General features: G+C 71.7%; 13 protein-coding genes. 5 read left to right on the top strand and 8 right to left on the bottom strand.

All coding sequences use genetic code 11. The features are described 5' to 3' along the window. Positions 1–308: 308 nt before the first annotated feature. Both AB0K03_RS38605 and AB0K03_RS38600 read left to right on the top strand, forming a co-directional pair. Entirely contained in the window at positions 309–1,340 is a 1,032-nt protein-coding gene (locus tag AB0K03_RS38605) for a 3-isopropylmalate dehydrogenase (RefSeq protein ID WP_364696265.1), read from the top strand. A gap of 623 nt (positions 1,341–1,963) precedes the next feature. Next, a complete protein-coding gene (locus tag AB0K03_RS38600; protein ID WP_364696253.1) occupies positions 1,964–3,061 on the top strand; it encodes a branched-chain amino acid aminotransferase in 1,098 nt (365 codons plus the stop codon). A 39-nt stretch (positions 3,062–3,100) separates the two neighbouring features. Here the strand turns inward: AB0K03_RS38600 and AB0K03_RS38595 are convergent, their stop codons facing one another. After that, positions 3,101–3,844 carry a tyrosine-protein phosphatase gene (locus tag AB0K03_RS38595; protein ID WP_364696250.1) on the bottom strand — a complete coding sequence of 248 codons (744 nt, stop codon included), beginning with the start codon at positions 3,842–3,844 and terminating at the stop codon, positions 3,101–3,103. A 284-nt stretch (positions 3,845–4,128) separates the two neighbouring features. Here AB0K03_RS38595 and cimA point away from each other — a divergent pair, with 284 nt between their 5' ends. Further along, on the top strand, positions 4,129–5,715 hold the full coding sequence (gene cimA, locus AB0K03_RS38590) for a citramalate synthase (RefSeq protein WP_364696247.1): 1,587 nt from the start codon (positions 4,129–4,131) through the stop codon (positions 5,713–5,715). 5 nt (positions 5,716–5,720) lie between these two features. On the opposite strand, the gene AB0K03_RS38585 is transcribed toward cimA, so the two are convergent. Both AB0K03_RS38585 and AB0K03_RS38580 read right to left on the bottom strand, forming a co-directional pair. Beyond that, positions 5,721–6,458, bottom strand: a complete 738-nt coding sequence (locus tag AB0K03_RS38585) for an ABC transporter permease (protein WP_364696244.1) — start codon at positions 6,456–6,458, stop codon at positions 5,721–5,723. Continuing rightward, entirely contained in the window at positions 6,439–7,344 is a 906-nt protein-coding gene (locus AB0K03_RS38580; RefSeq protein ID WP_364696241.1) for an ABC transporter ATP-binding protein, read from the bottom strand. Before AB0K03_RS38580 ends, AB0K03_RS38585 begins: the two co-directional genes overlap by 20 nt. Positions 7,345–7,427: 83 nt before the next feature. On the opposite strand from AB0K03_RS38580, the gene AB0K03_RS38575 reads away from it, so the two are divergent. Further along, positions 7,428–8,030 (top strand): TetR/AcrR family transcriptional regulator, encoded by a 603-nt coding sequence (locus AB0K03_RS38575; RefSeq protein WP_364696238.1) that lies wholly within the window; start codon positions 7,428–7,430, stop codon positions 8,028–8,030. On the opposite strand, the gene AB0K03_RS38570 is transcribed toward AB0K03_RS38575, so the two are convergent. The 4 genes from AB0K03_RS38570 to AB0K03_RS38555 all read right to left on the bottom strand — a co-directional run bounded on the left by AB0K03_RS38570 (position 7,999) and on the right by AB0K03_RS38555 (position 13,309). Further along, on the bottom strand, positions 7,999–8,997 hold the full coding sequence (locus AB0K03_RS38570) for an endonuclease/exonuclease/phosphatase family protein (protein WP_364696235.1): 999 nt from the start codon (positions 8,995–8,997) through the stop codon (positions 7,999–8,001). The genes AB0K03_RS38575 and AB0K03_RS38570 overlap by 32 nt on opposite strands. A gap of 88 nt (positions 8,998–9,085) precedes the next feature. Next, a complete protein-coding gene (locus AB0K03_RS38565; protein ID WP_364696232.1) occupies positions 9,086–10,525 on the bottom strand; it encodes a hypothetical protein in 1,440 nt (479 codons plus the stop codon). A gap of 124 nt (positions 10,526–10,649) precedes the next feature. Next, on the bottom strand, positions 10,650–11,996 hold the full coding sequence (locus tag AB0K03_RS38560; protein WP_364696229.1) for a pitrilysin family protein: 1,347 nt from the start codon (positions 11,994–11,996) through the stop codon (positions 10,650–10,652). Continuing rightward, complete coding sequence (locus AB0K03_RS38555; protein WP_364696226.1) at positions 11,993–13,309, bottom strand: pitrilysin family protein; 1,317 nt, start codon at positions 13,307–13,309, stop codon at positions 11,993–11,995. Before AB0K03_RS38555 ends, AB0K03_RS38560 begins: the two co-directional genes overlap by 4 nt. 132 nt (positions 13,310–13,441) lie before the next feature. Between AB0K03_RS38555 and arfB the strand changes: the two genes are divergently transcribed. Continuing rightward, positions 13,442–13,867, top strand: coding sequence for an alternative ribosome rescue aminoacyl-tRNA hydrolase ArfB (gene arfB, locus AB0K03_RS38550; protein ID WP_364696223.1), 426 nt, complete (start codon positions 13,442–13,444; stop codon positions 13,865–13,867). A 124-nt stretch (positions 13,868–13,991) separates the two neighbouring features. On the opposite strand, the gene AB0K03_RS38545 is transcribed toward arfB, so the two are convergent. After that, positions 13,992–14,975, bottom strand: a complete 984-nt coding sequence (locus tag AB0K03_RS38545; protein ID WP_364696221.1) for a 3-methyladenine DNA glycosylase — start codon at positions 14,973–14,975, stop codon at positions 13,992–13,994. Between the last annotated feature and the right edge of the window lie 41 nt (positions 14,976–15,016).

Below are 15,016 nucleotides of genomic sequence, written 5' to 3'. Positions count from 1 at the left end.
CCGGCCTCGCTGCCGTCGTTCATCTCCGGGCTCAAGCAGGGCTGGGCGTTCTCCCCCGCCCGCCCGCCGCTGGCCGCCACCCGCTGATAGAGCCGCGCCAGTTGCCGTGACAGCGGCCGACGCAGCGGTCCAAGCCCGCATCGGCCACAGCGAGCACCAGCCACCGCCCACGCCGCCGGAGGCGTAGTGTCCGCAGCGGACCCGGCGCCTGAACGATGACTCACCACACTTTGAGACCGCCGTACCGGAGATCGGGACGGCCCGCTACGCTCGACCGGGTCGGACCGATAGAGGGAGTGGACGTGACGGTGGCGCGGATCGCGGTGGTGGCCGGTGACGGCATCGGGACCGAGGTGACCGCGCAGGCGCGCAAGGTGATCGAGGCCGTGCTTCCCGGTGCCGACTACAACGAGTACGACTTGGGCGCCCGGCTCTACAACCGGACGGGCGAGGTCCTTCCGCAGTCCGTGCAGGAGGAGCTGGCCGGCCACGACGCGATCCTGCTCGGTGCGATCGGTGACCCCAGCGTTCCGCCGGGTGTGCTCGAGCGGGGCCTGCTGCTGAAGCTGCGGTTCGACTTCGACCAGTATGTGAACCTGCGCCCCTCCCGGCTGTGGCCCGGCACGGTGAGCCCGCTCGCCGGACTCAAGCCCGGCGAGATCGACATGGTCGTGGTCCGCGAGGGCACCGAAGGGCTGTACGTCGGCGCCGGCGGCGTCCTGCACAGGGACACCCCCGCCGAGATCGCCACCGAGGAGAGCCTGAACACCCGGCACGGCGTCGAGCGTGTCGTCCGGGACGCGTTCGCCCGGGCACAGCGCCGTGAGCGCCGGCATCTCACGCTGGTGCACAAGACCAACGTGCTCACCCATGCCGGTGGGCTGTGGGCGCGGACGTTCCAGGCCGTCGCCGCGGAGTTCCCCGAGGTCACCACCGAGTATCAGCACGTCGACGCCGCGAGCATGTTCATGGTGAGCAACCCGCAGCGCTACGACGTCATCGTCACCGACAACCTGTTCGGCGACATCCTCACCGACATCGCCGCTGCCGTCACCGGCGGCATCGGCATGGCCGCCAGCGGCTCCGTCAACCCGGAGCGCAAGTACCCGTCGACGTTCGAGCCGGTGCACGGATCCGCGCCCGACATCGCCGGCCAGGGCATCGCCGACCCGGCTGCCGCCATTCTCTCCGCCGCCCTGCTGCTCGAGCACCTCGGCCACCCCGAGGAGGCCCGGCGAGTATCCGAGGCGGTCGCGGCCGAGGTCGCCTCCCGCACGCCGGGGGCGCCGCTGCGTACCGCCGAGGTCGGGGACCGGGTCGCCGCCACCGCGGCCGCCTGATCCCATCCCGCCGCGGGGCGGCGACGACCACCGAACCGCCTGGTGCCGACCGAACGGCGCAGCGCGGCAGGACGGCGCCGCGCGGCAGGACGTCGTGGCCCGACCGGCCACAAGGGCGGCGCAGGGTTGACTGCCACCGATCGGCGCAGCATGAAGCGGCGCTGCGCCGATGGGCGTCGAACGGCGCTGCGCCGATGGGCGTCGAACGACGCCGCGCGATCGGACGGCGTGGCCCGACCGGCCACGACGACGGCGCAGCACCGGACGGTGTGAGGGTCGACCGCACCGAACGGCGTGGCGCCCACCGGCTGACGAAAAACGAGATGCCGGACGGCGTCGCGCCGGTCGCCCATAACCGCACGGCACCGGTCAGCCACGGAGCGGCGCAGAGCCCGCTGAATCACGCGCCACCCGCTCAAGGGGGACCGCGTCCGGCCGAGCCGGACGCCGATCACCCGGACCGGCGCGCCGCCGGGATCTATCGCTCGAACCCCTGCGAACCGCCTGCGCCGCACCCTCGCGCGGTCGGCTTTGAACGACCGTTCGGGGTAAGTTCATGGAGCACTGCGGGTGCTCCCTCATGCTCACATCGTTTCTTCGCGAGAGAAAGCAGGTCAGCTGCCATGAGTGGTGGTGACAACCTCGACTTCGAGATCCGTCCGAACCCGGCGCCCGTCAGCGACGCGGACCGCGCGACGTTGCTGGCCAACCCCGGGTTCGGCCGCATCTTCACCGACCACATGGTCACCGTGCGCTACGCCGAGGGCAAAGGCTGGTATGAGCCCCGCGTGGAGGCCCGCGCCCCGATCCCGATGGACCCCGCCTCCGCCGTGCTGCACTACGCGCAGGAGATCTTCGAGGGGCTGAAGGCGTACACGATGCCCGATGGCGGCGTGGCGATGTTCCGGCCGGACGCCAACGCGGCGCGGTTCGCCCAGTCCGCGCAGCGGATGGCGATGCCGGCGCTGCCGCAGGCCACGTTCCTGGAGTCGCTGCGGCAGATCATCGCGATCGACCGGAAGTGGATCCCCGAGACCGAGGAGGGCAGCCTCTACCTGCGCCCGTTCGCGTACGCGAGTGAGGTCTTCCTCGGGGTGCGGCCCTCGATGGAATACCTGTACCTGGTCATCGCGTCCCCGGTCGGCGCGTACTTCAGCGGCGGCGTGAAGCCGGTGACGGTGTGGGTGACACCGGACTACACCCGGGCGGCCCCGGGCGGTACGGGAGCGGCGAAGTGCGGCGGCAACTACGCGGCCGGGTTGTCCGCGCAGGCCGAGGCGATCGAGCACGGTTGCGACCAGGTCGTGTACCTGGACGCCGTGGAGCGCAAGTACGTCGACGAGTTGGGCGGCATGAACGTCGTCTTCGTGATGGACGACGGCGCCCTGGTGACGCCGCCGCTGGGCGGCACGATCCTGCCCGGCATCACCCGCGACTCGATCATCAAGCTGGCGCAGCGGGCCGGCCGGCGGGTCGAGGAGCGTCCGGTGAGCATCGACGAGTGGCGCGACGGCGCGAAGTCGGGCCGCATCCGGGAGGCGTTCGCGTGCGGCACCGCCGCGGTCATCACCCCGATCGGCACGATCAAGTCGCCGGAGGGCGAGTTCACGGTCGCCGACGGGGGCCCGGGCGAGGTCACGATGGCGCTGCGCCAGGAGCTGGCCGACATCCAGCGCGGCCGCGCCGAAGACCCCTTCGGCTGGGTGCACCGCGTCCTGTAGGGCAGGAGCCTGGGTGCACCGCGTCCTGTAAGGCAAGAACTATGACTCGAGCAGGTGGTCGCGCATCGCGGCCACCTGCTCGCCGCTGATGCCGATCTCGCGGACGTACTTCTCCACCGAGCCGTACCGCTCCCGCAGGTCGGCGAGGAAGTACAGCATCGCGTTCTGCGGGCATTCGAACATGTGGTACTTGTCCTGCACCGCGTCCGGGTTGGTGCGCAGCAGGTAGTCGGTCAGCGATGTCATCGCCTGCTCGGTCAGCGCGTAGTCGTCGGCGATGTCCTCGTCAGAGACGCCGAGCAGCGCGAGGGTCAGCGCGCAGACCACCCCCGTACGGTCCTTGCCGGCCATGCAATGGACGACGACCGGCGCGGCTTCCGGGTCGGCGATCAGGCTGAGGGCGGTCGCGAGCCCGTCGTGGCCGTCCTCGATGAAGTTGAGGTAGCGGTCGGCGAGCCAGCGGTCGTGCGGGAGGTCCGCGGCGAACGGGATGGTCTCCCAGTCGACGTGGTGCACGACCGGGTTGTGGTAGGCCAGCCAGTCCGCTTCCGGCACGCGGCCGTGCTGCTCGATCTCGAAGACCCGGCGCAGATCGATGACCGTACGGACACCGAGCTGCTGGAACGTCTCGAGGTCGGCGCCCTTGAGGCGGTGCAGGGCGTCGGAGCGGAACAGCCGGCGCCAGCGGACCGGGCGGCCGTCGAGGCCGGCGTACCCGCCGACGTCTCGGAAGTTGTAGCTGGAGGAGAAGGACAAGGTCCGGGGGTACGGGTCGGCAGCCACCCGTCCAACCTAACCGGCCCGAGGGCTACCGGACTCTGTCGATCTGCTCACCCCGGACCGGCCGCGCTACCTCTTGCGGGCGACATCGGAGGAGCCTCGGCGTCCCGGATGATGGACTTCTTTCCCACGCACCGGCGGTCGGTGGCATGCTCACGTACGTGACCCACTCCGTGCTGATTATTCGCACCTAGCGCGCCGGCTGACGCTTCGCCGACGCGCAGACCTCCCGCATCCGCGGGGGGTCTTTTTGTTGGGTCCGCACGTCTGCCGAAAGGACGCTCCCCATGACCTACCAGGTGTTCGACACGACGCTGCGCGACGGCGGGCAGCGTGAGGGCATCAGCTACTCGGTCGTCGACAAGCTCGCCGTGGCGCGGCTGCTGGACGAGTTCGGGGTCGGCTTCATCGAGGGCGGCTGGCCGGGCGCGATGCCCAAGGACACCGAGTTCTTCCGCCGCGCGAAGACGGAGCTGAACCTCAAGCACGCGGTGCTGGTGGCGTTCGGCGCGACCCGCAAGGCCGGCGTCGACGTGGCCGCGGACCCCCAGGTGCAGGCGCTGCTGGACGCCGAGACCCCGGTCGTCTGCGTGGTCGCCAAGTCGGACATCCGGCACGTGGAGCGCGCGCTGCGCACCACCGGCGAGGAGAACCTGGCGATGGTCCGGGACACCGTCGCCCACCTGGTCGCGAACGGCCGCCGCGCGTTCGTCGACTGCGAGCACTTCTTCGACGGCTTCCGCTACGACCCGGACTACACCGCCTCGGTGGTCCGGGCGGCGTTCGAGGCCGGCGCCGAGCGGGTCGTCATGTGCGACACCAACGGCGGCATGCTGCCGTCGATGGTCACCGCGGCGATCCAGGACGTCGTCGCCCGCACCGGGGTGAGCGCCGACCGGCTCGGCATCCACTGCCAGAACGACACGTCCTGCGCGGTGGCCAACACGATCGCCGCCGTCGAGGCGGGCGTCAAGCACTTCCAGTGCACGGCCAACGGCTACGGCGAGCGGCCCGGCAACGCCGACCTGTTCGCCGTCGTCAGCAACCTGCAACTCAAGCTCGGGCTGAAGGTCCTACCGGACGGATGCCTCGAGAAGGCGACGCGGGTGTCCACCGCGCTCGCCGAGATCGCCAACATCGCCCCCGACACCCACCAGGCCTACGTCGGGGCCGCGGCATTCGCCCACAAGGCGGGGCTGCACGCGAGCGCGATCAAGGTGGATCCGCTGCTCTACAACCACGTCGACCCGGCGGTTGTGGGCAACGACATGCGGATCCTGGTGACCGAGATGGCCGGCCGGGCCAGCATCGAGCTCAAGAGCCGTGAGCTCGGGCTGGACCTGGCCGGCCATCCGGACACCCTGACCGAGGTGACCCGCAAGGTCAAGGATCTGGAGGCCGGCGGCTGGTCGTTCGAGGCCGCTGACGCGTCCTTCGAACTGCTCGTCCGCGACGCGCTGCCGGGTGCGGGCCTGGTGCGGCCGTTCAGCCTGGAGTCGTACCGGGTGCTGGTCGAGCACCGCGAGGACGGCGCGGTGGTGTCGGAGGCCACGGTCAAGGTCCGGGTACGCGGCGAGCGCGTGATCGCCACCGCCGAGGGCAACGGCCCGGTCAACGCCCTCGACGAGGCCCTGCGTACGGCGCTGTCGAAGCACTACCCGGAGCTGCAGAACTTCGAGCTGGCCGACTACAAGGTCCGCATCCTCGAAGGCTCGCACGGCACCAACGCGATCACCCGCGTCCTGGTCGAGACCAGCGACGGCGGCCGCGACTGGACCACGGTGGGCGTGCACGAGAACGTCGTCGAGGCCAGCTGGAAGGCCCTCACGGACGCTCTCACGTACGGCCTCGCCCGCACGAGCACCCCGGCCTGACCCGGTCATTCCCGCCTGGTCATCACTCGCAGGGTGATGACCAGGCCGGCGGCGGACCACGCGCCGAGCACGGCGTACGGCAGCGCCGAGATCCCGCCGGGTGGTGAGGTCAGCGACTCCCGGACGACCTGTGCCATGGACTGGAACGGCAGCGCCCGGTGCGCGTTCTCCAGCCAGAACGGGAGCCGCTCCGCGGGGAACGTGACGGGCGAGAACATCAGCGCCACGAACACGAGGGCCTGGCTCACCAGGCTGGTCACCGCCGGCGGGGCCGCGTACGCGATGGCGAAGCCGACCGTGGTCGTGGTGAGCGCGACCAGCAGCATCGCCGGGACCACCAGCGGGCTGACCCGAAGCTGCAGATCGAAGCGCAGGGCTGCGGTGAGCAGGCCCAGGACCAGCCCTGGTGTGCCGGTGGCGAGCCACGTCGTGAGATCCGCCGCGAGCACTGCCGTGCGGGGCACGGGCAGGGTGCGGTTGTAGGTGAAGGTGCCTTCGGTCTTGGACTGCGCGACCAGTTGGGGAGCCATCACCATGCCGATGGTGATGAGGCCGAGCGTGGGCGCACCGGTCGACAGGTACAGCGCTGTGCCGGGGTCCACCGAGGGCATCAGGTATGCGAAGCCGATGACGACCCCGACCGCGAGGAACGTCTGGACGATGAGGACGAGCGGCAGCACGAAACGCAGGCGCAGGGCCGTCCACCGTACGACCAGCACGTAGCTACGGAACCAGGTGCGCATCGGGCTGCCCTTCGGTGAGGCCGACGTAGACGTCTTCGAGGCTCGCGGGCACGAGGGAGAAGCGGAGGGAACAGCGCTGCGCCCATGCGACGGCGGCACCGGCGTCCGCCTCGGCGAGGGTCAGCGTGAGCCGGTCACTCTCGCGTCGCGCCGTCCGGGACCATTCCGGAGGGGCGAGGTCCCCCGCCGGCACCACGATCTCCAGCTTCATCTCGCGACCGGCGGACAGGGCCGCTGGTGAGCCCGTGGCCACCAGCCGGCCGTGGTCGAGGACGGCGACCGTGTCGATCGTGCGTTCCGCCTCGGCGATGTTGTGGGTCACCAGCACGACAGCGTGGCCGTCGGCGGCGAGTGCCCGGATCTGAGCCCAGAGAAGGCGGCGGCGGACCGGGTCGACGTCGTTGGTCGGCTCGTCCAGCATGACCAGGCGCCCCGGTGCGACCACCGCCATGCCGAACGCGGTCAGCCGCCGCGCGCCGCCGGAGAGCCTTTCCGCGGGTGAGTCGGCCCATTCGCCGATGTCCAGAGCGGCCAGCAGCTTCGCCGTACGGCGGCGCACGTCCGCACGGCTGCCTCCCCGGATCCGCCCGACGATCTCGATCGCCTGACGAGGGGTGACGCCGGTGAGCGGCGCCTGCGCCTGCGGCTGGAACGAGCAGGCCTGCCGGGCGTACGCGGGATCGGCGACCGGATCGCGGCCGAGCAGGACGATCCGGCCGGCGGTCGGGCGCACCAGGCCGACGACCTGACCGAGCAGCGTGGATTTCCCGGCGCCGTTGTGACCGAGGAGCCCGACCACCTCCCCGGCGCGGACGTCGAGGCTGATGTCGTCGTTGGCCCGCGCGCCTCGGCGGTAGACCTTGGTCAGGGATTCGATGTGAAGCATCCGGGGCCTCGCATACCCAAGAGTATTTGGATACCAATGAGTATCTGAATACCGGAGCGTATGTCAACGGCTAAGGTGGCGGCATGACAGAGCGGCTGACCCGCGCCCAGCAGCGCGAGCGCACGGTCCAGCGGTTGCTGGACAGCGCTGAGGAGTTGTTCGCCGAGCGGGGCATCCATCAGACGTCGCTCGACCAGATCGCCGCGGCGGCCGGCCTGACCAAGGGCGCCGTCTACGCCAACTTCGGCGGCAAGAAGGACCTGATCGCGGCGCTCCTGCAGCGAAAACTCGACGATGACGAACCGGTGCCCGAGCGCCCGTCATTGCGGTCGTGGATCGACACACTCGCCGACAGCTACGAGTCCAACGTGCCGAGGCCGGAGACGCGGCGATTCGCCATGGCCTTCGTCGAGTTGTGGCTCTTCGGGATGCGCGACGAAGGGCATCGCGGCGCCCTGCGGGACTGGCTGCGAGCCGTGCGCGAGCACCACGCCCGGGAGGTCCGCGCGCTCGGGGACGACCTGCCCCTGCCGGCGGCCGAGACAGCTGCCCTGCTCATGGCCCTGGACATCGGCATCGGCTTGCAGTTCATGACGGACCCGGAGGCTGTCCCGGCCCACACGTACACACGGGGGGTCGAGGCGTTGCTCGGGGTCAGGCGGGCGGGAGGATCAGTTCCGCGATGACCGCCCGGTGGTCGCTGTCGCGGACCCGGTGCACGTCGACCGCCGACACGCCCAGGCGTTCGTCGACCAGGACGTGGTCGATCGTGACCGGCGGGATGCGGTCGCCGTCGTACGGGCCCCAGGTGCCGACCAGGCCCTTGCCCGTGGCGTCGGCCGCGTCGCGGTAGCCGCTGTTGATGAGATCTCGTAGCGGTTGGTGGTCGAGGGTCGCGTTGAAGTCGCCGAGCAGGACGCGGGGCAGGTCCTTGGCGTCGGCGCGGGGTTCGGCGCGGAGGTCGGCGCGCCAGCGGTCCAGGACCGAGACCGCGAACGGCGCGAGCGGGTGGGCCGATTCGACCGTGAGGCGGCTCGCGCCGGGCGGCTGGATCGTGCCGTACGCCTGGTGGAAGCCGCCGCCGTTGCCGCGGACGCCGGGGTTGGTGAGCGGGAAGCGGGAGTAGAGGCCCGAGCCGCTCGCGCCGTATTCGGGGCCGAGCGACGAGTAGGGCAGCAGCTGCCCGAGCCCGGCGTCGGCGAGGCGTCTCTGCGCGGCCGGGGTGAACTCCTGCACGGCCAGCACGGCCACGTCGTTGTCCCGGACGAGCTGGACGATCTGCGCCGCGTCGGCGTTGCCGAAGAGCATGTTCGAGGTCATCACGTGCAGCTTGACGCCGGTCTGCGGGCCGCGGTCGGAGTCGGCCAGCGCGCGGGGGAGCACCGCCGTCACCAGCAGTGCGGCCGCCACGGCGGCCACGGCGGCGGTGAGCCAGCGCCGGGTGGCGAGCGCGGCCAGGACCGGCACGATCGACCAGGCCGCGACGTACGGCGTGAACGCGAACAGCTGCACCAGTGGGCCGCGTTCCCAGCCGCCGAGGCGCAGCACCGCCCACGCCGCGACCGGCAGCACGAGCAGCCAGAGCAGCACGAGCCAGGCGGCTCGGCGTACCCGGGCGGGCTTCGCGACGGGCGCGGACGTGGTGATCGTCATGGCGGCGACGGTATCCGGCCGTCGCCAGCGTGGCCGAGCGATCCGGCGTACGTCACATCCAGGCCGCCCGTAAGGCTCTGATCAGGGTCTATGCGTACGGGTTGAAGTTCTGCGCCGCCATCAGGAACCAGGACGTGGTGCCGACGTGCTGGCGGTCGAAGTAGCCGAACCCGAAGCCGGTCTCGAAGGAGCTGGTCGCCGCGACGATGCCGGAGGCGGCCGGCAGGGGGGTGCCGGTCCAGGTGCCGCCCTCGTCGGGGTTGGAGAGCCGGCCGTCCCGCGGGTCGCTGGTGCGTCCGACGGTCTGCCCGCCGCCGTGCGTCCCCTGCGCCGTCACGATCTCGTGCAGCAGCGCTTTGGCGCGGGCGGTGTCGCCGCGGTTGTCGCGCTTGAGCAGCGCGAGCGCGGCGTGCCCGTTGCCCTCCAGCCACACCGCGTCCCGGTGGGTGGGCAGGGCGCTGCCGGAGACCAGCCCGGTGAGTTCCTTCGCCTGGCTGCTGTACGTCACGCCGGAGACAGTCCCGTCGGTGTTCGCCAGGTGCGCGGTGACCCAGTCGACGGCGCCGTCGTAGCGGTGGTCGCCGAGGCCGAGCAGGGCCCACGTCTGCGCGTCCTCGGGGACGTTGCCGACGTTGATCACCTCGGGATCCTCGTGGTCGCCGCCGAGCGTGCCGGTCCAGAAATGCCCGCCGGCGCGGTTCCACATGGCGCGGACGAAGGTGCCGGCGACGGCCGCCCGGGCCGTCCAGGCCCGGTCGCGGGTCAGCTTGGCGAGGAGCGTGAAGAGCGCGTACGCGTCGATGTTGTGCTCGGTGGAGGCCCACTGCTGGTCGGTCTCCCCGTCGGCCTGCACCCCACCGTGGTAGCCGCCGTGGCGGTACGGCGACCGCCGGTCGGCGATCCAGAGCCCGAGTGCGACGGCGCCGTCGAGGTACTTCGGGATCCGGGTGTCGATGAAGAGCTGGGCGAGCGCCAGCGCCACCCACGCCATGTCGCCCGTCGAGGAGCCGCCGAAGCCGAACGGCCACAGGAACGCGGCCTTGCCGTCCTCCCGTTTGAGGCCGGGGAAGCACGGGCCGCCGCCGTAGAACTGCATCGGGCCCGCCGCGTACGCCTGCCGCACCCGGCCGTCGGCGTACGTCTCGTCGTTGGCCTGCACCCACAGCAGGGCGTCGCCGATGAGCCGGGCCCGGCGCACGTTCGCGACCGTCGGATTGGCCAGGTATGCGAGCGCCGCGAGCGCGTTGTCGTAGACGAACGCGGTCGTCATCAGCTCGCTCTCGTTGTTGTAGCTCTGCAGTAGCCGCGGTTCGCCGCCCTTGACGTACGCGTCCTGCACGACGTCGAGGTAGTGGTAGGCGCGGGCCACGGGCTCGGCGAGCGAGCGGTCGACGAGGTGCCGGGGCGCGCAGGTGCCCGCGGCCGAGCCCTCGGGCGACGGGTGCGGGCCGGGGGACCTGGTGGCGGGCAGGTCCGGCCGGCTGTGGTGGGTGAACGGGGCGGACGACGCGGTGAGGTTGGTGGGCATGACAGGGGTCCCAACGCTGGTGAGAGCGCTCTCGCGGAGGCGCTGTGGGTCATTGAAACCCGGCTGACACGTCGTGGCAATAGCAGGGCCGCCGTCGCTGCCGACGGCGGCCCGACATGCTACGTCACACCTGAGCGTCGACGATCTCCCCGATCGCGCTCACCGTGAGCTCGTCACGGATCAGCGCGCTGTCACCTTCGATCACCAGGGTCAGCCCCTCCGGGTGCAGATACTGCGCCGCGGCCGCCGACACCTCGTCGACCGTGGCCTCCAGCAGGCGCCGGCGCAGCGTGACGTAGTAGTCGTCCGGCAGGCCGTGCACCACCAGGGTGGCCAGCGCGCCCGCGATCGAGCCCGGCGTCTGCATGTCGACGGTCAGCGAGCCGGCCCGCCACGTACGCGCGACCTCCAGCTCCGCCTCGGTGACCCCGTACCGCCGGGTGCGGGTGATCTCCCCGACCGTGTCGACGAGCGCCGGGGCGGTCACGGCGGTCTGCACCGACGAGCTGACCCCGAACCGGCCGAACCGGCGGGTCATCGCGAAGTCCGCGCGGATGCCGTACGTGTAGCCCTTGACCTCGCGGATGAGGTGGTTGAGCCGGGATGTGAACGCCCCGCCCAGCACGGTGGCCACCAGCGTGATCGGCACGTAGTCGGGGTGGGCGCGTTCCGGGGCCCGGTGCCCCAGCCGCAGCGTCGACTGCACCGATCGGGGACGGTCGACCAGCAGCACCCGGCGCGCCGGCGCGACCGGCACGGGCAGCGGTCCCTCGGGCGTCAGCGCCGAACCGGAGGTGCCCGCGAACGCGGCCTCGCCGAGCTCCCGCAGATCCAGCTTCTCGAGGTCACCCGCGACCAGCAGCACGCCCGGCCGCTTGAGCCACGACGCGTGGAAGTCGGTCACGTCCTCGACGGTCACGGCCGCCACCGAGGCGGGATCGCCGTGCAGCGGCCGGCCGACCCGCTCGGCCACGCCGAACAGATCCAGGCGTAGCGCCGCGTCGGCCCGTGGCCCGGGCTGCGCCCAGTCCATCCGCAGGGCGGTCGCCTCGTCGTCGCGGACCCGCGCCACATCGGCCGGGTCCAGACGCGGCGTGCGGGCCGCCTCCGCCATCAGGGTCACGGCCCGGGACAACAACCCCACGGGTACGGAGACCCCGACGCGGAAGGAATCCCAGTCCACCGACGTGTTCAGCTCCGCACCGAGACCCTCCAGGGCGAGCGCGTACTGCGCCGAGTCCCGGGTCGTCGTGCCCTCCTCCAGGCACTTGGCGAGCACACCGGCGGTGCCCTCACGACCCGGAGCCTCGCGGGCGGCGCCGGCGTCGAGCAGCAGCGACGCGGTCGCCAGCAGCTGGCCGGGCAGGTGCGCGGCCACCACCTCGCCGCCGGCGACCGAGACGCGGTGGATCGCGGGGAACGCGTACGGGCGGGCGTCACCCGGGCCGGGTCGGGTCGCGACGAGGCTCATGCTTCGGTCCCTTCGGTGGGCAGGTAGACCAGGGTGACGCGGGACTCCGGGTTGAGGGTGCGGGCGGCGTCGGCGATGTCGTCCGCCGTGACCGCCTGCCACTGCGGCAACCGGTACGCGGCCGCCGCCGGGTCGCCGAACTGGGTCGCGTACCGGCTCAACGTGTCCGCCCGGCCGCCCACCGTGGACATCTGCCGCCACCACGACGTGGTCAGCAGGGCCTTGGCCCGCTCCAGCTCGGCCTCGGTGACCGGCTCGGACGCCATGCTGTCGACCACCTCCGCGACACCCTCCTCCAGTGTGGCCACGTCCACCCCGTCCTTCGCGGTGGCGGTGACGATCAGCGGGGCGGGGGCGTGGGCCAGGTCGACGCCGTACGCGCCGATGTAGTCCGGCTGCGCGATCCGGGCGCCGTCGGCCAGCCGCTGGTACAGGCGGCTGCCGCGGCCGCTGCCCAGCACGGCGGCGAGCACGGTGACCGCGTCGTACCCGGCCGTGCCGAACGGATGCGTACGGTGCGAGAGGTAGACCCGGGGCGCGGGGACGTTGCCGGTGACGGTCTGCCGGACCGCGGCGGTGGCCGGCCCCGGCAGGTGCCCGTGCGGTCCCGGGCCGATGTCCGGAACCGGCTCGATCATCCCGAAGTACTTGTCCGCCAGGGCGAACACCTCGGCCGGCGTGACGTCGCCCGCGACCGTCAGCACGGCGTTGTTCGGCGCGTAGTACCGCGCGTGGAAGGCCTGGAACGTCTCCAGGGCCGCCGCGTTCAGGTCCTCCATCGAGCCGATCGTCGCGTGGTGGTACGGATGCCCCGGTGGGTACAGCAGCGGCAGCAGGCGCAGCCACGCGTCCCCGTACGGCACGTTGTCGTACCGCTGGCGCCGCTCGTTCTTGACCACCTCGCGCTGGTTGTCCAGCGTCTCCTGGGTCAGCGCGGGCACCAGCCCGCCCATCCGGTCGGCCTCGAGCCAGAGCGCGAGCTCGAGATGCTCGACCGGGAGGGTCTCGAAGTAGTTGGTGCGGTCGGGGTTAGTGGTGGCGTTGAGCGAGCCGCCCGCCCCCTGCACGTACCGCATGTGCTCGGTCTTGCCGACGTGCAGCGAGCCCTCGAACATCAGGTGCTCGAAGAGGTGCGCGAACCCGGTCTGGCCTTCCGGCTCGTGCCGGGAACCGACGTCGTACCAGAGGTTCACGCACACCACGGGCGCGCTGTGATCCTCGCTGACGATCACACGCAGACCGTTGTCCAGGCGCGCGGTTTCGATGGGCCACGGAAAGCCGGTCTCGGCGACCGGTGCGGGCTGAGCAGACACGCAACCTCCCTGTATCGGCCTCCAGTATCGGCGGTACCGGCCCCATCGGTCCGCTCTCCGCCCGGCTTGATCTTCCCGGCTTGATCACAAACCGCATGGCGGTCCGCGGACGGCGGTGCGATGCTGGGCCGCGTGCCCGACGACGTCCAGGTGAACGAGCGGCTGATCATCCCGGCCGCCGAGCTGTCGTGGCGGTTCTCGCGGTCCAGCGGACCCGGCGGTCAGGGCGTCAACACGACCGACTCGCGGGTCGAGCTGTCGTGGAACCTCCTCGGCTCCGCGGTGCTGTCACCGTCCTTGAAAGCCCGGGCGGTCGAGCGCCTCGGCAACCGGCTGGTCGACGGCGTGCTGACCATCACGGCGTCCGAGCACCGCTCCCAGCTCCGCAACCGCGAGGCCGCCGAGGCCCGCCTCGCCATGCGGGTCGCCGAGGCCATCGCCGCCCCGCCCCGCCAGCGCCGCGCCACGAAGCCCACCCGCGGCTCGGTCGAGCGCCGCATCGGCGAGAAGAAGCGCCGAGCCCAGATCAAACGCAACCGTCGCGGCGACACGGACTGACGCGGCCGAACCCGAGACCGTCCACAGCGCGTCCCGACCGCTCGGCCGGCGCGGGAGAGGTGGACCGACGCCCTGATTCGTGGTCCCCGGTGGTGCGGGTGTCGGGCCTCGTTGGGCGTACCTGTCAGAGGTTGTGGGGTGCTACGGCCTCGCGGTTCTCCGCGGCCAGGGCCGGGCCGAGCAGCTCCTCGCAGACCCGGATCAGGCGTGCGCGAAGCGCCGCCGCTCGGCGGGCGAACTCGCGCTGGCGGGTGACGTACTCGGCCTTGCCCTCCGGGGTCTCGATTTTCACCGGGGGGTGGCCGTAGGAGCTGAGGTCGTAGGGGCTGGCCTGCATGTCGAGCAGGCGGATGTCGCCGGCCAGGGCGAAGCAGTCCAGGGCGAGGGCGCCCGGGACCGCGGGGCCGAGCTTGCTCGCCCACTTGTGGCAGTCCATCGCCGCGTGCAGGCAACCCGGCTGGTCCAGGTCGACCTGGGTGGCCCGGGTCGGCTGGAGGCGGTTGAGGCCGACCGCCTCGGGAGTGAAGAAGCGGAACGCGTCGAAGTGGGTGCAGCGGATCGGGTGCTGCTCCACGACCTTGTCGGTCTCCTCCTGGCCGAGGCGCAGCGGCAGCGGGTGGCGGCGGTGGTCCGGCTGGCGGTAGACCATGGCCCACTCGTGCAGGCCGAAGCACCCGGAGAAGGCCGGCCGCGAAGCGGTCGCGGTGAGCAGACCGTGGATGTAGCGGACGCTTTCCCCGCGGGCCTGCATGTACGCCTCGACGTCCAGCGTCACCACACCGTCGGGCCGGGTGGTGTAGAACTTCCACGCCGCATGCTCGGCGAGCCCGTCCGGCGCCGGGGCGAGGCCCGTGCCGACGCCGGGATGCCAGCGGCGCAGCTGAGCCGGGCGGGTGCCGTAGTAGTCGTAGAGGAAGTCCTCTATCGCGTGCTTCTCGCCGGCGGCCTTGCGTGCGCGGTGCCCCGCGGTCATCTCGTCGGCGCGTTCGGCGTGGGCGCTAGCCAGCGGGATCCAGCTGACGCTGGGCAGCACAGTGGTCAGCGCATGCCCGCCCCCGGCGAGTTCCGCACTGGCGGCATTGCCGCCGACGCGTCCGCTGATCCCCATCGCACCAGCGTATCCAGCAAGTCCAGTCCTATCGAGCCCCG

This window comes from Actinoplanes sp. NPDC049316 (genome assembly GCF_040677315.1).
Classification (GTDB): Bacteria; Actinomycetota; Actinomycetes; order Mycobacteriales; family Micromonosporaceae; genus Actinoplanes.
The sequence above is the reverse complement of the archived record's forward strand: the minus strand, read 5'-3'. Positions and strand labels throughout refer to the sequence as shown.